This window comes from Streptomyces sp. NPDC003691 (assembly GCF_053981115.1).
This window is the reverse complement of sequence record NZ_JBSFNQ010000021.1, coordinates 1-19,470: the sequence shown is the minus strand read 5'-3', so window position 1 is coordinate 19,470 and position 19,470 is coordinate 1. Positions and strand designations below refer to the sequence as shown.

18 protein-coding genes are annotated in these 19,470 nt (G+C 71.9%); 12 read left to right on the top strand and 6 right to left on the bottom strand.

The window, feature by feature from the left end:
• Positions 1-67 precede the first annotated feature (67 nt).
• Both whiG and ACWDR0_RS13105 read left to right on the top strand, forming a co-directional pair.
• Positions 68-904, top strand: a complete 837-nt coding sequence (gene whiG / locus ACWDR0_RS13110; RefSeq protein WP_456351741.1) for an RNA polymerase sigma factor WhiG — start codon at positions 68-70, stop codon at positions 902-904.
• A 70-nt stretch (positions 905-974) separates the two neighbouring features.
• On the top strand, positions 975-1,532 hold the full coding sequence (locus tag ACWDR0_RS13105) for a TetR/AcrR family transcriptional regulator (protein ID WP_456351799.1): 558 nt from the start codon (positions 975-977) through the stop codon (positions 1,530-1,532).
• A 58-nt stretch (positions 1,533-1,590) separates the two neighbouring features.
• On the opposite strand, the gene ACWDR0_RS13100 is transcribed toward ACWDR0_RS13105, so the two are convergent.
• Positions 1,591-2,289 carry a peptidoglycan DD-metalloendopeptidase family protein gene (locus tag ACWDR0_RS13100; RefSeq protein ID WP_456351740.1) on the bottom strand — a complete coding sequence of 233 codons (699 nt, stop codon included), beginning with the start codon at positions 2,287-2,289 and terminating at the stop codon, positions 1,591-1,593.
• A gap of 260 nt (positions 2,290-2,549) precedes the next feature.
• Here ACWDR0_RS13100 and rpsB point away from each other — a divergent pair, with 260 nt between their 5' ends.
• The 9 genes from rpsB (at position 2,550) to ACWDR0_RS13055 (ending at position 12,987) form a co-directional block, all read left to right on the top strand.
• Positions 2,550-3,461: a 30S ribosomal protein S2 gene (gene rpsB / locus ACWDR0_RS13095; RefSeq protein ID WP_456351739.1), complete on the top strand. Its 912-nt coding sequence runs from the start codon at positions 2,550-2,552 to the stop codon at positions 3,459-3,461.
• 165 nt (positions 3,462-3,626) lie between these two features.
• Complete coding sequence (gene tsf / locus ACWDR0_RS13090) at positions 3,627-4,463, top strand: translation elongation factor Ts (protein WP_456351738.1); 837 nt, start codon at positions 3,627-3,629, stop codon at positions 4,461-4,463.
• 252 nt (positions 4,464-4,715) lie between these two features.
• Positions 4,716-5,522, top strand: a complete 807-nt coding sequence (pyrH, locus tag ACWDR0_RS13085; protein WP_456351737.1) for a UMP kinase — start codon at positions 4,716-4,718, stop codon at positions 5,520-5,522.
• A gap of 157 nt (positions 5,523-5,679) precedes the next feature.
• Complete coding sequence (frr, locus tag ACWDR0_RS13080) at positions 5,680-6,237, top strand: ribosome recycling factor (RefSeq protein ID WP_456351736.1); 558 nt, start codon at positions 5,680-5,682, stop codon at positions 6,235-6,237.
• Positions 6,237-7,493, top strand: coding sequence for a phosphatidate cytidylyltransferase (locus tag ACWDR0_RS13075; protein ID WP_456351735.1), 1,257 nt, complete (start codon positions 6,237-6,239; stop codon positions 7,491-7,493). The genes frr and ACWDR0_RS13075 overlap by 1 nt, the downstream gene beginning before the upstream one ends.
• 144 nt (positions 7,494-7,637) lie before the next feature.
• Positions 7,638-8,744 carry a 23S rRNA (adenine(2503)-C(2))-methyltransferase RlmN gene (gene rlmN, locus ACWDR0_RS13070; RefSeq protein WP_456351734.1) on the top strand — a complete coding sequence of 369 codons (1,107 nt, stop codon included), beginning with the start codon at positions 7,638-7,640 and terminating at the stop codon, positions 8,742-8,744.
• 291 nt (positions 8,745-9,035) lie between these two features.
• The gene (locus ACWDR0_RS13065; RefSeq protein ID WP_456351733.1) at positions 9,036-10,151 is read left to right on the top strand and encodes a thiamine ABC transporter substrate-binding protein; all 1,116 of its coding nucleotides are present in this window, start codon (positions 9,036-9,038) and stop codon (positions 10,149-10,151) included.
• Between the two features lie 110 nt (positions 10,152-10,261).
• On the top strand, positions 10,262-11,959 hold the full coding sequence (locus ACWDR0_RS13060) for an ABC transporter permease (RefSeq protein ID WP_456351798.1): 1,698 nt from the start codon (positions 10,262-10,264) through the stop codon (positions 11,957-11,959).
• On the top strand, positions 11,959-12,987 hold the full coding sequence (locus tag ACWDR0_RS13055; RefSeq protein WP_456351732.1) for an ABC transporter ATP-binding protein: 1,029 nt from the start codon (positions 11,959-11,961) through the stop codon (positions 12,985-12,987). Before ACWDR0_RS13060 ends, ACWDR0_RS13055 begins: the two co-directional genes overlap by 1 nt.
• A gap of 16 nt (positions 12,988-13,003) precedes the next feature.
• On the opposite strand, the gene ACWDR0_RS13050 is transcribed toward ACWDR0_RS13055, so the two are convergent.
• The 5 genes from ACWDR0_RS13050 to ACWDR0_RS13030 all read right to left on the bottom strand — a co-directional run bounded on the left by ACWDR0_RS13050 (position 13,004) and on the right by ACWDR0_RS13030 (position 17,702).
• The gene (locus ACWDR0_RS13050; RefSeq protein WP_456351731.1) at positions 13,004-13,492 is read right to left on the bottom strand and encodes a nuclear transport factor 2 family protein; all 489 of its coding nucleotides are present in this window, start codon (positions 13,490-13,492) and stop codon (positions 13,004-13,006) included.
• A gap of 253 nt (positions 13,493-13,745) precedes the next feature.
• Complete coding sequence (locus ACWDR0_RS13045) at positions 13,746-14,900, bottom strand: hypothetical protein (RefSeq protein ID WP_456351730.1); 1,155 nt, start codon at positions 14,898-14,900, stop codon at positions 13,746-13,748.
• A complete protein-coding gene (locus tag ACWDR0_RS13040) occupies positions 14,882-15,610 on the bottom strand; it encodes an ABC transporter ATP-binding protein (RefSeq protein ID WP_456351729.1) in 729 nt (242 codons plus the stop codon). The genes ACWDR0_RS13045 and ACWDR0_RS13040 overlap by 19 nt, the downstream gene beginning before the upstream one ends.
• A gap of 227 nt (positions 15,611-15,837) precedes the next feature.
• Positions 15,838-17,217 (bottom strand): aspartate aminotransferase family protein, encoded by a 1,380-nt coding sequence (locus ACWDR0_RS13035; protein WP_456351728.1) that lies wholly within the window; start codon positions 17,215-17,217, stop codon positions 15,838-15,840.
• Complete coding sequence (locus tag ACWDR0_RS13030; protein WP_456351727.1) at positions 17,202-17,702, bottom strand: Lrp/AsnC family transcriptional regulator; 501 nt, start codon at positions 17,700-17,702, stop codon at positions 17,202-17,204. Before ACWDR0_RS13030 ends, ACWDR0_RS13035 begins: the two co-directional genes overlap by 16 nt.
• A gap of 216 nt (positions 17,703-17,918) precedes the next feature.
• Between ACWDR0_RS13030 and ACWDR0_RS13025 the strand changes: the two genes are divergently transcribed.
• On the top strand, positions 17,919-19,355 hold the full coding sequence (locus ACWDR0_RS13025; protein WP_456351726.1) for a gamma-aminobutyraldehyde dehydrogenase: 1,437 nt from the start codon (positions 17,919-17,921) through the stop codon (positions 19,353-19,355).
• The last annotated feature ends 115 nt before the right edge of the window (positions 19,356-19,470 follow it).

Below are 19,470 nucleotides of genomic sequence, written 5' to 3'. Positions count from 1 at the left end.
ACCACCCGCACAACCGTCCGTCCCTCGCACCGAGTCCCCTCAACAGCAGAACGGCTCAAGGCAACGCATGCCCCAGCACACCCCCGGGTCTGATCGCGCGCCAATGCCCCCCGCTGCCCGTGGCGCCGCGCGGCCCCCCGCCCCCTCCTCGCTGGAGGAGTTGTGGCAGTCGTACAAGGCCACCGGGGACGAGCGCCTGCGCGAACAGCTGATCCTGCACTACTCGCCCCTGGTGAAGTACGTGGCCGGCCGGGTCAGCGTCGGCCTGCCCTCCAACGTCGAACAGGCGGACTTCGTCTCCTCCGGAGTCTTCGGACTCATCGACGCCATCGAGAAGTTCGACATCGAGCGGTCCATCAAGTTCGAGACCTACGCCATCACCCGCATCCGCGGCGCCATGATCGACGAACTGCGCGCCCTCGACTGGATCCCCCGCTCCGTCCGCCAGAAGGCCCGCGCCGTCGAACGCGCCTACGCCACGCTGGAAGCGCAGCTCCGCCGCACCCCCAGCGAAGGCGAGGTCGCCTCCGAGATGGGCATCGGCATCGACGAACTCCACTCCGTGTTCAGTCAGTTGTCCCTCGCGAACGTCGTCGCCCTCGAAGAACTCCTCCATGTCGGAGGCGAGAGCGGCGACCGCCTCAGCCTGATGGACACCCTGGAGGACACCGCCGCCGACAACCCCGTCGAGATCGCCGAGGACCGGGAACTCCGCCGACTGCTCGCCCGCGCCATCAACACCCTCCCGGAGCGGGAGAAAACGGTCGTCACCCTCTACTACTACGAGGGCCTCACCCTTGCCGAAATCGGCAATGTGCTCGGTGTCACCGAGAGCAGAGTCAGCCAGATCCACACAAAATCCGTCCTCCAGCTGCGGGCGAAACTGGCCGACGTCGGACGGTGACCGCGAATCGGCCCGTCCTCTTGCGCGGCATCCGTAAAGTGGAAGGGTGCCCAGGATTCGAGCGGCCTCCGTGGCCGAGCACCGGACCATGCAGCGCGACGCACTGCTCGACGCCGCGCGCTCCCTGCTGTCCGAAGGCGGCACGGAGGCGCTGACCTTCCCCGCCCTCGCCGAGCGCACCGGCCTCGCCCGGTCGTCCGTCTACGAGTACTTCCGCTCCCGCGCCGCCGTCGTCGAAGAGCTGTGCGCGGTCGACTTCCCCGTCTGGGCGGCCGAAGTCGAAGCCGCCATGGAGGGGGAGCAGGACGCCGGGGGCAAGGTCGAGGCGTATGTCCGCAGCCAGCTCGACCTGGTGGGCGACCGCCGCCACCGGGCAGTCGTCGCCATCTCCGCCGGAGAGCTCGACGACGGCGCCCGGGAGAAGATCCGCGCCGCCCACGGCGGCCTGATCGCCATGATCGTCGAGGCTCTCGCCGAGCTCGGGCACGAGCAGCCCCGGCTCGCCGCCATGCTGCTCCAGGGCGTGGTCGACGCCGCCGTCCGCCGGATCGAGCTGGGCGCCGCAGAAGACCCCGCGGCGATCGCCGACGCGGCCGTCTCCCTCGCCCTCCGCGGCGTCCTTCCCTGACCCGGGGGAGCCCTCCCCCCTCCCCCCCCGCCCACCCCCTCCCCCCGGTTTTCTGCGGTCAGTCGGCCCCCCGGTCAGGGCGCGCGGGGTCCCCGGAGTGCCCGGGGTGTCCCGGTGTCCCGGCTGTCCTTCTCGTGGTCGTCCGGCCGCCCGCGCCGCCCGCCCGCGCCGGCCGGACGCTCACGGGTGCGAACCGGCCCGCCGTCCCCGCGAAGGGGAGCAGGCGTGACCGCGGGCGGTGGAGCAGAGTGCGCGGGTCGAGGTAATCCCGGGCGCGCAGCAGTCCCCAGTGGAGGCAGTGCTCCGCGCAGTGCCGCGGGGCGGCGGAGAGCCGGGCCAGGGGCCGGCCCGCGGTGACCCGGCTGCCCGCGGGGAGAAGCGGGTCCACCGGCTCGTAGGTGGTGCGCAGGGGCGGGTCGCCGGTGCCGTCCAGGGTCAGCGTGAGCACTCCGCGGCCCGCGATCCGGCCGGCGAAGGAGATCCGGCCCGATCCCGCGGCCCTTACTTCGGTGCCCGGCGCGGCGGCGAGGTCCACTCCGCGGTGGCCGGGGCCGTAGGGCGTGGCGGGTGGCAGCCACTCGCGCACGATCCGTGGCCGCGGTAACGGCCAGACCCGGTCGTCGCTCACGGTGACCGGCGGCGAGGCCGTGCGTAAGTGGTCCGGGGGTGCTGCGGGGGGTCCGCCCCGGCCGGTGGTCACGGAAGGTGACAGCAGGGCGGGGAGCAGGGCGAGGGCGGTGAACCGGGTGGAGTGCATGGGAAGAGGATGGGCCCGGGGGCCGGAGTGGAGTGGATCATGGCGTGGATCTGTGGACGGACGGCCGGTTGTGGACAACGCCGTCACCCGGCACCTCCGGGGTCCCGTACACTTCTCATGGCGATCCGGGTCACCGGGTCGACTTCGCACGCCCCGCCACCGTGCAGCCCTTACGGGTTCGGTGGCCGCGCCCCTCGGTCCTCTGTGGCAGGCGCACCGGGGCGTCAGGACATCAACCGAGAATCCAAGGAGATACGGCCATGGCCGTCGTCACGATGCGGGAGCTGCTGGAGAGCGGCGTCCACTTCGGTCACCAGACCCGTCGCTGGAACCCGAAGATGAAGCGCTTCATCTTCACCGAGCGCAACGGCATCTACATCATCGACCTGCTCCAGTCGCTGTCGTACATCGACCGCGCCTACGAGTTCGTCAAGGAGACCGTCGCCCACGGCGGTTCCATCATGTTCGTCGGCACCAAGAAGCAGGCCCAGGAGGCGATCGCCGAGCAGGCGACCCGCGTGGGCATGCCGTACGTCAACCAGCGCTGGCTGGGCGGCATGCTGACCAACTTCTCCACCGTCTACAAGCGTCTGCAGCGCCTCAAGGAGCTGGAGCAGATCGACTTCGAGGACGTGGCCGCCTCCGGCCTGACCAAGAAGGAGCTGCTCGTCCTCTCCCGTGAGAAGGCGAAGCTGGAGAAGACCCTCGGCGGCATCCGCGAGATGCAGAAGGTGCCGAGCGCCGTCTGGATCGTCGACACCAAGAAGGAGCACATCGCCGTCGGTGAGGCGCGCAAGCTCCACATCCCGGTCGTCGCGATCCTCGACACCAACTGCGACCCGGACGAGGTCGACTACAAGATCCCCGGCAACGACGACGCGATCCGCTCCGTCACGCTGCTGACCCGTGTGATCGCCGACGCCGTCGCCGAGGGCCTGATCGCCCGTTCCGGTGTCGCCACCGGTGACTCCAAGCCGGGTGACAAGGCCGCCGGCGAGCCGCTGGCCGAGTGGGAGCGCGACCTCCTCGAGGGCGAGAAGAAGGCCGACGACGCCGAGGCCGAGAAGCCCGCCGAGGCTCCCGTCGCCGAGGCCCCCGCCGAGGAGGCTCCGGCCGCCGAGGCTCCCGCCGCCGAGGCGGAGAAGCCGGCCGAGGGCGCCGAGCAGGCCTGACCGCCGCCGAGCACGGCAGGTGAGGACGGCGGGGGCGGTGCGACGAGCACCGGCCCCGCCGCCCGCCCGCGGATCCGTACCGGTCCCGGGCCGCGCGGCCCCCGCCGCCCGGCCCGCCGCGGATCCGTCTTCGACTTCCGACCTTCCGAGGAAAGACTCAAGGACATGGCGAACTACACCGCCGCCGACGTCAAGAAGCTCCGCGAGCTGACCGGCGCCGGCATGATGGACTGCAAGAAGGCGCTGGACGAGGCCGACGGCAACGTCGACAAGGCCGTCGAGCTGCTGCGCGTCAAGGGCCAGAAGGGCGTCGCCAAGCGCGAGTCCCGCACCGCTTCCAACGGCGCCGTCGTCTCCCTCATCTCCGAGGACAAGACGTCCGGCGTTCTGCTGGAGCTGAAGTGCGAGACGGACTTCGTCGCCAAGGGTGAGAAGTTCCAGGCCGTCGCCAACGCGCTCGCCGCGCACGTCGCCGCGACCTCCCCGGCCGACCTGGACGCCCTGCTCTCCTCCGAGATCGAGGCCGGCAAGACCGTTCAGGCGTACGTCGACGAGGCCAACGCCAACCTCGGCGAGAAGATCGTCCTCGACCGCTTCGCGCAGTTCTCCGGTGCGTACGTCGGTGTCTACCTGCACCGCACCATGCCCGACCTGCCGCCGCAGGTCGGCGTGCTCGTCGAGCTGAGCGCCGAGAACGCGGACGTCGCCAAGGACGTCGCGCAGCACATCGCCGCCTTCGCGCCGAAGTACCTGTCCCGCGAGGACGTTCCGGCCGAGGTCGTCGAGAACGAGCGCCGGGTCGCCGAGGCCACCTCCCGCGAGGAGGGCAAGCCCGAGGCCGCCCTCCCGAAGATCGTCGAGGGCCGGGTGAACGGCTTCTTCAAGGAGGTCACCGTTCTCGAGCAGGCCTTCGCGAAGGACAACAAGAAGTCCGTCCAGAAGGTTCTCGACGAGGCCGGTGTGGAGCTGAAGCGCTTCGCCCGTATCCGCGTCGGCGCCTGACCGGAACGCAGGAACGCCGGTACCGGCGTCCCCCCGGATCCGCCGGACCGGCGGCACGGGGACGCCGAGTACGCGATCGTCCCGTCGGCCCGCTAGGGTTTCCCACGCAGTCACAGGCCGCGTGGGCCCCGGGCGCCGCCGTCGCGCCCGGAGCGCCGGACGACCGCAGATCTTGACGAGGAGGCCATTGCCGACAGGGACACCAGTACCCAGCGGCGGTGGCCTTTCTCGTATGTGCACGAGGAGATCCCCATGAACAAGGGCGCGGACGCCACCCAGGCGGTCGGCGACAACAGCGACCACGACCACGACGGGAAGCACGACGTGAACCAGACCGGTAGCGGACGCTTCATGCTGAAGCTCTCCGGAGAGGCATTCTCCGGCGGGACGGGGCTCGGTGTGGACCCCGATGTCGTGCACGCCATCGCCCGTGAGATCGCGGCCGTCGTCCGCAGCGGCGCCCAGATCGCCATTGTCATCGGCGGCGGCAACTTCTTCCGTGGCGCCGAGCTCCAGGTCCGCGGCATGGACCGGGCCCGCTCCGACTACATGGGCATGCTCGGCACCGTGATGAACTGCCTCGCGCTCCAGGACTTCCTGGAGAAGGAGGGCATCGACTCCCGGGTGCAGACCGCCATCACCATGGGCCAGGTCGCCGAGCCGTACATTCCGCTGCGGGCCGTGCGCCATCTGGAGAAGGGCCGGGTCGTGATCTTCGGCGCCGGTATGGGCATGCCGTACTTCTCGACCGACACCACCGCCGCCCAGCGCGCGCTGGAGATCGACGCCGAGGCCCTGCTGATGGGCAAGAACGGTGTCGACGGGGTCTACGACGCCGACCCCCGGACCAACCCCGACGCGGTCAAGTACGACGCGCTGGAGTACGGCGAGGTCATCGCGCGGGACCTCAAGGTCGCCGACGCCACGGCGATCACCCTCTGCCGTGACAACGCCCTGCCGATCCTGGTCTTCGAACTCCTTGCCGAGGGCAATATCGCCCGTGCGGTACGGGGTGAGAAGATCGGCACGCTGGTCAGCGACAAGGGCACCCGGGCCTGAACCGGGGGGTGTCCCGGGCGCCCGGGAACGGATGCCCGAGGATATCCGGGGATAGACAAAGCCCTGACGGTCGGAGACCGTGCAGGGAAGACGCGACAGGTTCCGCCCGACCGGGCAGTTGTCAGCCGGGCCTACTCAAGACACGCAGGAGCAAGTGGTGATCGAAGAGACCCTCCTCGAGGCCGAGGAGAAGATGGAGAAGGCCGTCCTGGTCGCCAAGGACGACTTCGCCGCGATCCGCACCGGGCGTGCGCACCCGGCGATGTTCAACAAGATCGTCGCCGACTACTACGGCGCGCTGACCCCGATCAACCAGCTCGCGTCCTTCTCGGTGCCCGAGCCCCGGATGGCCGTCGTCACGCCCTTCGACAAGACGGCGCTGCGCAATATCGAGCAGGCGATCCGCGACTCCGACCTCGGGGTCAACCCGAGCAACGACGGCAACATCATCCGTGTGGTGTTCCCGGAGCTGACCGAGGAGCGCCGCCGCGAGTACATCAAGGTCGCCAAGGGCAAGGCCGAGGACTCGAAGATCTCCATCCGTGCGGTCCGCCGCAAGGCCAAGGAGGCCATCGACAAGTTCGTCAAGGACGGCGAGGTCGGCGAGGACGAGGGCCGGCGTGCCGAGAAGGAGCTCGACGACACCACCGCGAAGTACGTCGCGCAGGTCGACGAGCTGCTGAAGCACAAGGAAGCCGAGCTGCTCGAAGTCTGATGAACGACGCTTCCTGGGGGGCCCCGCAGCGGGCCGACTACGTCGGGGGGTGGCGTCCGCAGGACCGGGGCCCGCTTTCGGCGGGTCCCGCGTACGACGGGCACGACGCACAGCAGACTCGGCCCATGCCCATCGTGCCGGACTTTCCCGACGCAGGTAGAGACGCCGGCGGTCCCGGTGACCGCGACCGCCGGAACGACAGCGGCCGGGGGGCCGCCGAGCCGGGCCGCCCCCTGTTCCGCGACGAGCTCCCTCCGGAGCCCGCGCCGGCCGGTCCGCAGCCGCCGCCGTCCGGTGGGCCCTTGGAGCCCCGCGGTGACGGAGGCGTGCCCGGTGCCCCGGAAACCCCCGGTGGCCGGGCCGCTCAGGACCCGGCGGGCCGGGCGGAGGCCGCCGCCCGGCCGGAGAACCGTCCGGCGGGCCGTCCGGCGAAGGAGAAGAAGCGGGCGGGCCGTGATCTGCGGGCCGCGATAGGGGTCGGCGTCGGCCTGGGCGCGGTGATCGTCGCGTCGCTCTACGTCGTCAAGGCCGTCTTCGTCGGCGTGATAGCGGTCGCCGTCGTCGTCGGGCTGTGGGAGCTGACCTCCCGGCTCCAGGAGCGGAAGCAGATCAGGGCCCCGCTGGTGCCGCTCGCGGTCGGCGGCGCGGCGATGGTCGTCGCCGGGTACGTCCGCGGAGCGGAGGGTGCCTGGGTCGCCATGGCCCTGACCGCCCTCGCGGTCCTGGTGTGGCGGATGACGGAACCCCCCGAGGGGTATCTGAAGGACGTCACCGCGGGTGTCTTCGCCGCGTTCTACGTGCCGTTCCTGGCGACCTTCGTCTCGATGATGCTCGCCGCGGGCGACGGCGCCGACCGGGTGCTGACGTTCCTCGTCCTGACCGTGGTCAGCGACACCGGCGCGTACGCGGTCGGCTGGCGCTTCGGCAAGCGGAAGCTGGCACCGAGGATCAGCCCGGGGAAGACCCGGGAGGGCCTGCTCGGCGCGATCGGCTTCGCGATGGCCGCCGGTGCCCTGTGCATGGAGTTCCTCATCGACGGCGGCGCCTGGTGGCAGGGCCTCCTGCTGGGCCTCGCGGTCGCCGTCACCGCCACCCTGGGCGACCTCGGCGAGTCGATGATCAAACGGGATCTCGGCATCAAGGACATGGGCACCCTGCTCCCGGGCCACGGCGGCATCATGGACCGCCTGGACTCGCTGCTGCCGACCGCACCGGTGGTCTGGCTGCTGCTGGTGGTGTTCGTCGGGGCGGGCTAGCGGATTCCTTCCGGCTCCGGGCACCGCCCGAAGCCGGAAGCACCGGCCGGGAGAACCCGCCCGGCCTGCGGTTTTACCGGGAGAGGGCTCGTCGTCCACAGGATGGCGAGCCCTCCGCCGTATCTCTGCGACACTGGTATCGCCATGCCTAAGCCCGGAGAACTCACTTTCATCGCGCCCCGCGGAGCCAAGAAGCCCCCGAGGCACCTCGCCGACCTCTCGCCCGCCGAGCGCAAGGAAGCCGTCGCCGCGATCGGGGAGAAGCCGTTCCGCGCCCGACAGCTGTCCCAGCACTACTTCGCGCGGTACGCGCACTCCCCGGCGGAGTGGACGGACATTCCGGCCGCCGCGCGGGAGAAGCTCGCCGCCGAGCTGCTGCCCGAGCTGATGTCGGTGGTCCGGCATATCTCGTGCGACGACGACACCACCCGCAAGACGCTCTGGCGGCTGCACGACGGCACCCTCGTCGAGTCGGTCCTGATGCGTTACCCGGACCGGGTGACGATGTGCATCTCCTCCCAGGCGGGCTGCGGGATGAACTGCCCGTTCTGCGCCACCGGGCAGGCCGGTCTCGACCGGAACCTGTCGACCGCGGAGATCGTGCACCAGATCGTCGACGGGATGCGGGCGCTCCGCGACGGGGAGGTCCCCGGCGGGCCCGCCCGGCTGTCGAACATCGTGTTCATGGGCATGGGCGAACCGCTGGCGAACTACAAGCGGGTCGTGGGCGCCATCCGGCGGCTCACCGACCCCGAGCCCGACGGGCTGGGCCTCTCCCAGCGGGGGATCACCGTCTCCACGGTCGGTCTGGTGCCCGCGATGCTGCGCTTCGCCGACGAGGGCTTCAAATGCCGTCTCGCCGTCTCCCTGCACGCCCCCGACGACGAACTCCGCGACACCCTGGTCCCGGTCAACACCCGGTGGAAGGTGCGCGAGGTCCTCGACGCGGCCTGGGAGTACGCCGAGAAGTCGGGCCGCCGGGTCTCCATCGAGTACGCGCTGATCCGCGATATCAACGACCAGGCCTGGCGGGGCGATCTGCTCGGCCGGCTGCTCAAGGGCAAGCGGGTCCATGTGAACCTGATTCCGCTGAACCCCACCCCCGGCTCGAAGTGGACCGCCTCGCGTCCCGAGGACGAGAAGGCGTTCGTCGAGGCCATCGCCGCCCACGGGGTGCCGGTGACCGTACGGGACACCCGCGGCCAGGAGATCGACGGCGCCTGCGGCCAACTGGCGGCCAGCGAGCGCTGACGGCCCGGGACACGGCTCCGGTGACCGTCCGGCCACGGAACGGGACCACCCGTGCCGTGGCGGGAACCCGGCCTAGTAGTCTGGCCTGAACATTTGCATATTTCCGACAGGGGAGCGCCACAGCGCTGAGAGTGCGGTACCCATGGGGCCGCAGACCCTCTGAACCTCGCCCGGGTCATTCCGGGTAGGGAGTTCGGACTTTCACTCAAGCTGTTGCGCCCTGCCCGGATTCCCTTGGGAGACCGGGCGGGGCCGCGTCTCTTCCTGGCCCTCACCAGGAGGAATTCGAACGTGAGCAGGAGCAGTATCAGAAGGGGCGCGGCCGCCGCGCTGGCCGCCGCACTCGGGGTCGGCGTGCTCGCCGCCTGCGGAGGGGACTCCTCCGGTGAGGAGAAGGGCTCCGGCGGCGACAAGGGCGGCAAGGGCGGCAAGACCGTCACCCTCGTCAGCCATGACTCCTTCGCCGCCTCCGAGGAGGTCCTCAAGGAGTTCACCCGGCAGACCGGCTATGTGGTCAAGGTCCTCAAGAGCGGTGACGCCGGGGTCGCGCTCAACAAGGAGATCCTCACCAAGGGCTCCCCGCAGGGCGACGTCTTCTTCGGCGTCGACAACACCCTGCTCTCCCGCGCCCTCGACAACGGCATCTTCACCCCCCACGAGGCGAAGGGGCTGGACCGGATACCGGCCGCGGTCCGGCTCGACGGGGAGAAGCACCGGGTCACCCCCGTCGACACCGGCGATATCTGCGTCAACTACGACAAGAAGTACTTCGCGGACCGCAAGCTCGCGCCGCCGGTGTCCTTCGACGATCTGATCAAGCCCGAGTACAAGGACCTGCTGGTCGTCGAGAACGCCGCCACCTCCTCGCCCGGGCTCGGCTTCCTCCTCGGCACCGTCGCCCGCTACGGCGAGAGCGACTGGCAGGGGTACTGGGAGAAGCTGAAGGCCAACGGCGTCAAGGTCGTCGACGGCTGGGAAGAGGCGTACAACCGCGAGTTCTCCGGCTCCGCGGGCGGCAAGAAGGAGGGCGGCGACCGGCCGCTGGTCGTCTCCTACGCCTCCAGCCCGCCGGTCGAGGTGCTCTACGCCGAACCGCAGCCCAAGGAGGCGCCCACCGGGGTCTCCACCGGCACCTGCTTCCGCCAGATCGAATTCGCCGGTCTGCTGAAGGGCGCGAAGAACGAGACGGGCGGCAAGGCGCTGCTGGACTTCCTGGTCTCGGCGAAGTTCCAGGAGGACATGCCGCTGAACATGTTCGTCAACCCGGTCGTCGAGGGTGCGAAGCTCCCCGAGCTGTTCACCCGGCACGGGGCGAAGGTCACCGACCCGGGGACGCTGCCGCCCGACACCATCGCGAAGAACCGTGAGCAGTGGATCCAGAAGTGGTCGTCGACCGTCGTCAAGTGACGTCCGCCGGACCGGAGCCCGTGGACCCGGAGGCCCCCGCGGGCTCCCGGGACCGCGGGACCCCGGCGGACCACGGACCGCGCACGGGCCGCGCGGACAAGCCCGGGCCGGTGTCCCGGGCGGCCCGGGCCCTGCGCGGCGGGCCCGCGGCCCGCCTCGCCCTGCTGGTCCTGCCCGTCGCGTTCTTCGCGGTCTTCTTCGCCTACCCCGTGGCCGCCATCACCGGCCGCGGGCTGCGCTCCGGCGGCAGCTGGCAGTTCGGGCGGATCGCCGAGGTCCTCGGCCGGGACGATATCGCCGGGGTCCTCTGGTTCACCGTCTGGCAGGCCCTCGCCTCCACCGCGCTGACCCTGCTGATCGCGCTGCCCGCCGCCTATGTCACCGCCCGCTACGCGTTCCCCGGCAAGGGACTGCTGCGGGCCGTGGTCACCGTGCCGTTCGTCCTGCCGACCGTCGTCGTCGGCACCGCGTTCCTCGCCCTCCTCGGCCGCGGCGGGCTCCTCGACGAGACCTGGGGCATCCGCCTCGACACCACCGTCTGGGCGATCCTGATCGCCCATGTCTTCTTCAACTACGCCGTCGTGGTCCGGACCGTCGGCGGACTCTGGGCCCAGCTGGACCCGCGCCAGGAGGAGGCCGCCCGGGTGCTGGGCGCCGGCCGGTTCACCGCCTGGCGCACGGTGACGCTGCCAGCGCTCGCGCCGGCCGTCGCCTCCGCCGCCCTGATGGTCTTCCTCTTCACCTTCACCTCCTTCGGCATCGTGCAGATCCTCGGCGGCCCCGGCTTCGCCACCCTGGAGGTCGAGGTCTACCGGCAGACCGCGCAACTGCTCGACCTGCGGACCGCCGCCGTCCTCACCCTGGTCCAGTTCGCGGCCGTCGGAGCGGTGCTCGCCGTCCACGCCCGGACCGTACGGAAGCGGGAGACAGCCCTGAAGCTGGTCGACCCCCGGCACACCGCGCGGCGGCCGCGGGGCGCGGGCCAGTGGGCGCTGCTCGGCGGCGTCCTCACCACCGTCGCCCTGCTGGTGCTGCTGCCGCTGGGCGTGCTGGTGGAGCGGTCCCTGGCCACCCCCCGCGGCTACGGACTGGACTACTACCGGGCACTCGGCCGGCTCGACCCCGGCGGCGGCGCCTTCCTCGTACCCCCGGTGCACGCCGTGGGGAACTCCCTGCGGTACGCGCTCGCGGCCACCGCCATCGCGGTCGTCGTCGGCGGGCTCGCCGCGGCCGCCCTGGCGCGGCGCGGCGGTCCGGGCGGCGCCGGGCGGCTGCTGCGGGGCTTCGACGCGCTGCTGATGCTGCCGCTCGGGGTGTCGGCGGTCACCGTCGGCTTCGGATTCCTGATCACCCTCGACGAGCCGCCGCTGGACCTGCGGGCCTCGTGGATCCTGGTACCGCTGGCCCAGGCCCTGGTCGGGGTGCCGTTCGTGGTACGGACCATGCTGCCGGTGCTGCGGGCCGTCGACGGCCGGCTGCGGGAAGCGGCGGCCGTCCTCGGCGCGTCCCCGCTGCGGGTATGGCGGGAGATCGACCTGCCGCTGGTACGGCGGGCACTGCTGATCGCCGCGGGCTTCGCGTTCGCGGTCTCCCTCGGCGAGTTCGGCGCGACGGTGTTCATCGCCCGCCCCGACGAACCGACCCTGCCGGTCGCCGTGGCCCGGCTGCTGGGGCGGCCCGGTGAACTGAACTACGGGCAGGCGATGGCCCTCAGCACGATCCTGATGGTGGTGTGCGCGGTCGCGCTGCTGTCGCTGGAGCGGATCCGCTCCCGGACCACCACGGCCGCATCGAGCGGGGAGTTCTGATGCTCGGAATCGACGATGTGACCGTACGGTTCGGAGCCCGGGCCGCCCTCGACGCGGTGGACCTCGATGTCGCGGAACACGAGACGGTCTGCGTCCTGGGGCCCAGCGGCAGCGGCAAGTCCACCCTGCTGCGGGTGGTCGCCGGACTCCAGACGGCCGACCGCGGGCGGGTGCTCCTCGGCGGCGAGGACCAGACCGGCGTACCGGTCCACCGGCGCGGCGTCGGGCTGATGTTCCAGGACCACCAGCTGTTCCCGCAGCGCGATGTCGCCGGGAACGTCGCCTTCGGCCTGCGGATGCGCGGTACGGACCGGGCGGAACAGCGGCGCCGGGTCGCCGGACTGCTGGAGCTGGTGGGGCTGCCGGGAGCCGGGGGACGTACGGTGTCGTCGCTGTCCGGCGGGGAGCAGCAGCGGGTGGCGCTGGCCCGGGCGCTGGCTCCGGAACCGCGGCTGCTGATGCTCGACGAGCCGCTCGGACAGCTGGACCGGGGGCTGCGGGAGAAGCTGGTCGTCGAACTGCGGGCGCTGTTCGGGCGGCTCGGGACGACGGTTCTGGCGGTCACCCACGACCAGGGCGAGGCGTTCGCCCTCGCCGACCGGGTGGTGATCATGCGGGACGGGCGGATCGCGCAGACCGGTGCGCCGCCGGAGGTGTGGCAGTGCCCGGCCGACGCGTTCGTGGCCCGGTTCCTCGGCTTCGGCAATGTGGTGGGCGCGGTGGTGCGCGGCGGGGCGGCGGACACCGTCTGGGGCCGGATCCCGGTGCCGGACGGGGTGCCGGACGGTGCCTACGAGGTACTGGTCCGGCCCGCAGGGGTGCGGCTGACGGATCCCGGGGCGGGCCGCGGGCCGCGGTGCACGGTGGAGTCCCGGACCTTCCGGGGTACGCATGTGGCGCTGGTGCTGCGGCCCGAGACGGGACCGCCGCTGGAGGCGGAGACGGGGCTGCGGGACGCCCCGGCGCAGGGCGAGCGGGTGGGGGTGGAGTTCGCGCCGGACGAGGTGGTGGTCCTGGGCGCGGGCTGATCCACGGCCGGGCGGGTCAGCGGTGCCGTCGCCCGCCGGCGCCGGTGCGGGCCGGCCGGTGGTGGGCGGGCGCGCAGGCCGCGGCGACGGCGAGGCTGTCCTCGATCACCCGGAAGCGGACGATCAGCCCCTCGGCGACGGTGAAGTGCAGGGCGAACGGGGAACTGAACCGGATGCCGGTGGCCCGGACGGTTCCGGCGAGGGTGCCGGTGACGACCGCGTCGGGGCCGGTGACGGTGATCGCGTCGATCCGGGTGCCGGCCGGGTCGTTCTGCTGGCCGTCGGCGAGTTCGTGCCAGTGGGCGGCGACATCGGCGCGGGTGGACCGGGGCCTGATCCACGGTACGGCGGGGTTCGGGGCGATGTACCAGTCGACGCGCTCGGCGTACAGCTCCGCGATGCGCTCCGGGGTGCCCTCCGCGAGCCGGGCCAGGAACTCCTCGACGACGGCGCGGGTGGCGGCGGTGGTGTCGGTGCCGGTGGCTGTTCCGGTGGCGGAGGTCATCGGGGTTCCCTTCGGGCGGGCCGGCCGGGGCGGCGGCGACGGGAACGATCCTGCCGGGCGGTGCCGGGAGGGTCGATTACCTCACGGGTCATTGCCCCGGTACCTCACCGGTCATGGCTCCGGTACCGCACGGGTCATGGCCCCGGCGGGAGCCGCGGGAAGGGCCCGTTGCGGGTCCGGGGCGGCGCCGTCCGCCCGGCGGGCCGCGCGGGAGCACGGGCCCGCCCACCGGGCGGAAGCGGCGGGAAGCGGATCAGCCGCCGAGCGGGACCGCGGCCAGCGTCGCCACGGTCCAGGTCAGGGGCGCGAAGACGGCCAGCAGGGCGAGGGCCCTGAGCGCGGCCGCGGAGCGGAGCGCGCCGGCCGGGGCGCCGAGGTCGCGCAGTTCGGTACGGACGGGGGTGCGCAGGGTGCGGGCCTCGGCGGCGGCAACCAGCAGGGTTGCCGTCGTACAGCCGATGACCAGGGCCGCGCCGAGGCCGGTGAGCGGGCCGAAGGGGCGGGAGGCGCCGCCGGCCAGGGTTGCGGCGGCGACGGCGGCCGCGGCGACGGCGCACACCACGCCGAGCGGGCGGCCGATCCGGCGTGCCTCGGACATCAGGACCCGGCCCGCGAGCAGGCGTACGGCGCCGGGGCGGACGGTCTGCAGCAGCCGGCCCGCGGCATGGGTGAGGGCGGGCCCGGCGACGGCGAGGCCGGTGGCGGTGAGGGCCCAGCCGGTCAGGACGCCCGCCGGGTCGCCGCCGGAGTCGCCCGGCAGGGGCAGCTCCCCGCCGGACGCGGTGCGGGCCGCATAGGTGCCGACGGCGAGTCCGGCGGCGACCAGGGCGCAGCCCCACGGCAGTCCGCCGGGCGGGGTCCCGGGGGCGGGCGGCTCCGCCGGGTCGGGGACCGGGGTCGCGGAGCGGGCCCGCAGCGCGAGGGCGGCGGCGAAGGTCGCGGTGACGGGGAGGCCGGCGAGGAGGGTGAGCGCGGCGCCGAGCGGCAGCGGCCGTCCGGCGGCGAGCAGTTCCCCGCCCGCGCCGTCGAACGGAAGTCCGGTCAGATCGCCCCGCAGATGGAGGACGAGGAGCAGGGCGACGGTGCTGCCGAGGGTGGCGGCGAGCGCGGTCGACGAGGCGGCGAGCGCGGCGAGCCGGGCGGGCCCGAGGCCGACGGCGGACAGTCCGGTACGGGGGCGGGTGCCGGGGTCGGTACGGGCCACGGCGACCGCGAAGTGCACCGCGGCCGCCAGGGGCACCAGGCACCAGGCGAGCCGGGGTACGGCCGCCGGGTCGCCGGGGTGCGCGAGCGCGTAGGCGAGGGTGCTGAGCAGCAGGAAGCCGACTCCGGCCGAGGCGGCGGCGACCAGCAGCCGCCGCAGCAGGGCCCAGGGGCCGGCGCCGCGGGCTAGACGGAGAGCGAGCACGCGGCCCGGCCTTCCGTGCCGGTGGCGGCCGGGGTGTCGGTGCGCCGCCCGTCGAGGAGGGTGATCGTCCGGTCGGCGAGGGCCGTGACGGCGGGGTCGTGGCTGGCGAGGAGGGTGGTGATGCGGTGCGAGCGGGCCGCGCTGAGGACCGTCCGCAGCACCTGGGCGGCGTCGGCGCGGTGCAGGGCCGCCGTCGGTTCGTCGGCGAAGAGCACGGCGGGTTCGGCGACCAGCGCCCGGGCGGTCGCGGTCCGCTGGCGCTGGGCCCGGTTCAGGGCGTACGGGCGGAGCCGGGCGGCCGGGGCGACGTCGAGCCGCTCCAGCCACTCCAGGGCGGCGGCCTTGGCCCGCCGGTGCGGGACGCCCCGCAGCAGCAGCGGGAGGGCGGCGTTCTCCCAGGCGGTCAGCTCGGGCACCAGGGACGGCTCCGGGCCGATCCAGCCGAAGCGTTCCCGGCGCAGTTGCTCGCGCCGCGGGGCCGGGAGGGAGTGCAGGGGGGTGCCGTTGAACCAGACCTCGCCGCCGGTGGGGACCAGCTGTCCGGAGAGGCAGCGCAGCAGGGTGGTCTTCCCGGCGCCGCGCGGGCCGCCGACCGCGAGGATCTCGCCCTCGCGGACCCCGGCGTCGACCGCGGCGAGGGCGGGGGAGCCCCGGTGGGTGTGGTGCAGCGCGCGTGCCCACAGCACGTCGTCGTCCGGCGGAGTCTCCATGGCGTACCCCTCGCCTCTGATCGGATGCGGCGGCCCCGGCCGGACCGGTCGCCCCTTGCGGGGGAGCGGGGCCGGTCGAGGAACGGGTCACCGGGGCGCAGCCTGACGGGGACCAGCCTCGGGCAGCCCGCCGCGGGTACCGGGGAACCACACGGCCCGGGTACGCGCCATCCACTCGGATGGGCGTACCCGGGCCGTCGTCCGGGCGGCGCGGGGCCGTCAGGGGATCAGAGCTTGGTCCAGGCCTCGGTGAGGACCGTCCGGAGCACGCCTTCGATCTCGTCGAACGTGGACTGGTCGGCGACCAGCGGCGGGGCGAGCTGGATCACCGGGTCGCCGCGGTCGTCGGCCCGGCAGTACAGGCCGTTGTCGAAGAGCGCCTTGGAGAGGAAGCCGTAGAGCACGCGCTCCGTCTCCTCGTCCGTGAAGGTCTCCTTGGTGGCCTTGTCCTTCACCAGCTCGATGCCGTAGAAGAAGCCGTTGCCGCGGACGTCGCCGACGATCGGCAGGTCGTACAGCTTCTCCAGGGTGGCCTTGAAGGCGCCCTCGTTGTCGAGGACGTGCTGGTTGAGGCCCTCGCGCTCGAAGATGTCGAGGTTGGCGACGCCGACGGCCGCGGAGACCGGGTGGCCGCCGAAGGTGTAGCCGTGCAGGAAGGTGTTGTCGCCCTTGTAGAACGGCTCGGCGATCTTGTCCGAGACGATGCAGGCGCCGATCGGGGAGTAGCCCGAGGTCATGCCCTTGGCGCAGGTGATCATGTCCGGGACGTAGCCGAACTTGTCACAGGCGAAGGTGGTGCCGAGCCGGCCGAAGGCGCAGATGACCTCGTCGGAGACGAGCAGCACGTCGTACTGGTCGCAGATCTCGCGGACCCGCTGGAAGTAGCCGGGCGGCGGCGGGAAGCAGCCGCCGGCGTTCTGCACGGGCTCCAGGAAGACCGCGGCGACGGTCTCGGGGCCCTCGAAGAGGATCTCCTGCTCGATCTGGTCGGCGGCCCAGCGGCCGAAGGCCTCGGGGTCGTCGCCGTGGATCGGGGCGCGGTAGATGTTGGTGTTGGGCACCTTGTGCGCGCCGGGGACCAGCGGCTCGAAGGGGGCCTTCAGGGCCGGGAGGCCGGTGATGGACAGGGCGCCCTGCGGGGTGCCGTGGTAGGCGACCGCACGGGAGATGACCTTGTACTTGGTGTGCTGACCCTGCAGCTTCCAGTACTGCTTGGCCAGCTTCCACGCGGTCTCCACCGCCTCGCCGCCACCGGTGGTGAAGAAGACCTTGTTGAGGTCGCCGGGGGCCTCGTTGGCCAGGCGCTCCGCCAGCTCGACGGCCTTCGGGTGGGCGTAGGACCACACCGGGAAGAACGCCAGTTCCTGCGCCTGCTTGTAGGCGGTCTCGGCCAGCTCGACCCGGCCGTGTCCGGCGTTCACCACGAAGAGGCCGGCGAGGCCGTCGATGTAGCGCTTGCCCTGGTCGTCGTAGATGTAGGTGCCCTCACCGCGGACGATGGTGGGGACGGGGGCGTTCTCGTACGACGACATGCGGGTGAAGTGCATCCACAGGTGGTCGTAGGCGGTCTTGGAGAGGTCCTTGCTCACGGCTATCGGGTTCCCCACATATAGGTCTGCTTCTTGAGCTTGAGATAGACGAAGCTCTCGGTGGACCGCACACCGGGGAGCGCGCGAATCCGCTTGTTGATCACTTCGAGCAGGTGGTCGTCGTCCTCGCAGACGACCTCCACCATCAGGTCGAAGGAGCCCGCGGTCATCACCACGTACTCGCATTCGGCCATGGCCGTCAGCGCCTCCGCCACGGGGTCGAGGTCGCCCTCCACCCGGATGCCGACCATCGCCTGGCGGCGGAAGCCCACGGTGAGCGGGTCCGTCACGGCGACGATCTGCATGACGCCCTGGTCGAGCAGCTTCTGCACCCGCTGGCGCACCGCGGCCTCGGAGAGGCCGACGGCTTTGCCGATGGCTGCGTAAGGACGGCGTCCGTCCTCCTGGAGCTGTTCGATGATCGCGAGGGAAACGGCGTCGATCGCCGGGGACTGGGCGTTCCCGGCGGTCCCGTTCCTGGGGTCTGCGCTTCGACTGGCCACATGCTCACTCTGCACGGGACTCCTCCGTCACGCAAGCCCTGAGCGATGAAATTCGTTGTCTAAGGGCCGTGTAAACACTGAATCCGAAGGTGCGGTGGGTCGGGGCTGTCGAAAGCGTCGCTGAACGGTTTAGGGTGGACGGAACCGGGTGGAACCCTCACCCGGGTACGGACAGAGCCGCCTGACAAGGCCGTCAGATCTGGAGGGGTGGCAACAGTGACCACCGAGCCGCGTCGACTGCGCAACTACATCAACGGGGAGTTCCGGGACGCCGCCGACGGGCGGACGATCGATATCGTCAATCCGGCCACCGGCGAGGTCTACGCGACCTCCCCGCTCTCCGGACAGACCGACGTCGACGCCGCCATGGAGGCCGCCGCCGCCGCGTTCCCCGCCTGGCGCGACGCCACCCCCGCCGAGCGCCAGAAGGTCCTGCTGAAGATCGCGGACGCCTTCGAGGAGCGGGCCGAGGAGCTGATCGCGGTCGAGTCGGAGAACACCGGCAAGCCGCTGGAGCTGGTCCGTACCGAGGAAGTCCCGCCGATGGTGGACCAGATCCGCTTCTTCGCGGGCGCGGCGCGGATGCTGGAGGGCCGTTCGGCCGGCGAGTACATGGAGGGAATGACCTCCATCATCCGCCGCGAGCCGGTCGGGGTCTGCGCGCAGGTCGCACCGTGGAACTACCCCATGATGATGGCGGTGTGGAAGTTCGCCCCGGCGCTCGCCGCGGGCAACACCGTGGTCCTCAAGCCCTCGGACACCACCCCCGCCTCCACCGCGCTGATCGCCGAGATCATCGGCGCGATCGTCCCCAAGGGCGTCTTCAACGTCCTCTGCGGCGACCGGGAGACCGGCCGCGCCATGGTGGAGCACCGGACCCCGGCGATGGCCTCCATCACCGGCTCCGTACGCGCCGGAATGCAGGTCGCCGAGTCCGCCGCCAAGGACGTCAAGCGGGTCCACCTGGAGCTGGGCGGCAAGGCGCCCGTCGTGGTCTTCGAGGACACCGACATCGCCAAGGCCGTCGAGGACATCGCCGTCGCCGGGTACTTCAACGCCGGCCAGGACTGTACGGCCGCGACCCGCGTCCTGGTCCAGGAGTCCATCCACGACGAGTTCGTCGCCGCCCTCGCCGCCGCCGCGGCCGAGACCAAGACCGGCGCCCCCGACGAGGACGTCCTCTACGGCCCGCTGAACAACGCCAACCAGCTGGCGCAGGTCTCCGGTTTCATCGACCGGCTGCCCGCGCACGCCAAGGTCGAGGCCGGCGGCCACCGCGTCGGCGACAAGGGCTACTTCTACGCCCCGACCGTGGTCTCCGGGCTGAAGCAGGACGACGAGATCATCCAGAACGAGGTCTTCGGCCCCGTCATCACCGTCCAGTCCTTCACCGACGAGGCCCAGGCACTGGAGTACGCCAACGGCGTCGAGTACGCGCTGGCGTCCTCCGTGTGGACCAAGGACCACGGGCGCGCGATGCGGATGTCCAAGGCGCTCGACTTCGGCTGCGTCTGGATCAACACCCACATCCCGCTGGTCGCCGAGATGCCGCACGGCGGCTTCAAGAAGTCCGGCTACGGCAAGGACCTGTCGGCCTACGGCTTCGACGACTACACGCGCATCAAGCACGTCATGACGTCCCTGGACGCGTAAGCGCCGCGGAGGTTCGTCGGGGCCAGGCTGCGGTCCACCGTCGAGGGCCTGATCAAGACCGTCGCCGCCGACGGCCGGATCCACACCACCTTCAGCCAGACCGTGGCCGCCACCG

What these genes read in the sequence shown, in the direction of transcription:
- ACWDR0_RS13100 (WP_456351740.1), bottom strand. Translation starts at nt 2,289, where the DNA reads ATGCACTCCACCCGGTTCACCGCCCTCGCCCTGCTCCCCGCCCTGCTG.
- tsf (WP_456351738.1), top strand. Translation starts at nt 3,627, where the DNA reads ATGGCGAACTACACCGCCGCCGACGTCAAGAAGCTCCGCGAGCTGACC.
- ACWDR0_RS13050 (WP_456351731.1), bottom strand. Translation starts at nt 13,492, where the DNA reads ATGACCTCCGCCACCGGAACAGCCACCGGCACCGACACCACCGCCGCC.
- rpsB (WP_456351739.1), top strand. Translation starts at nt 2,550, where the DNA reads ATGGCCGTCGTCACGATGCGGGAGCTGCTGGAGAGCGGCGTCCACTTC.
- ACWDR0_RS13055 (WP_456351732.1), top strand. Translation starts at nt 11,959, where the DNA reads ATGCTCGGAATCGACGATGTGACCGTACGGTTCGGAGCCCGGGCCGCC.
- whiG (WP_456351741.1), top strand. Translation starts at nt 68, where the DNA reads ATGCCCCAGCACACCCCCGGGTCTGATCGCGCGCCAATGCCCCCCGCT.
- ACWDR0_RS13075 (WP_456351735.1), top strand. Translation starts at nt 6,237, where the DNA reads ATGAACGACGCTTCCTGGGGGGCCCCGCAGCGGGCCGACTACGTCGGG.
- ACWDR0_RS13040 (WP_456351729.1), bottom strand. Translation starts at nt 15,610, where the DNA reads ATGGAGACTCCGCCGGACGACGACGTGCTGTGGGCACGCGCGCTGCAC.
- rlmN (WP_456351734.1), top strand. Translation starts at nt 7,638, where the DNA reads ATGCCTAAGCCCGGAGAACTCACTTTCATCGCGCCCCGCGGAGCCAAG.
- pyrH (WP_456351737.1), top strand. Translation starts at nt 4,716, where the DNA reads ATGAACAAGGGCGCGGACGCCACCCAGGCGGTCGGCGACAACAGCGAC.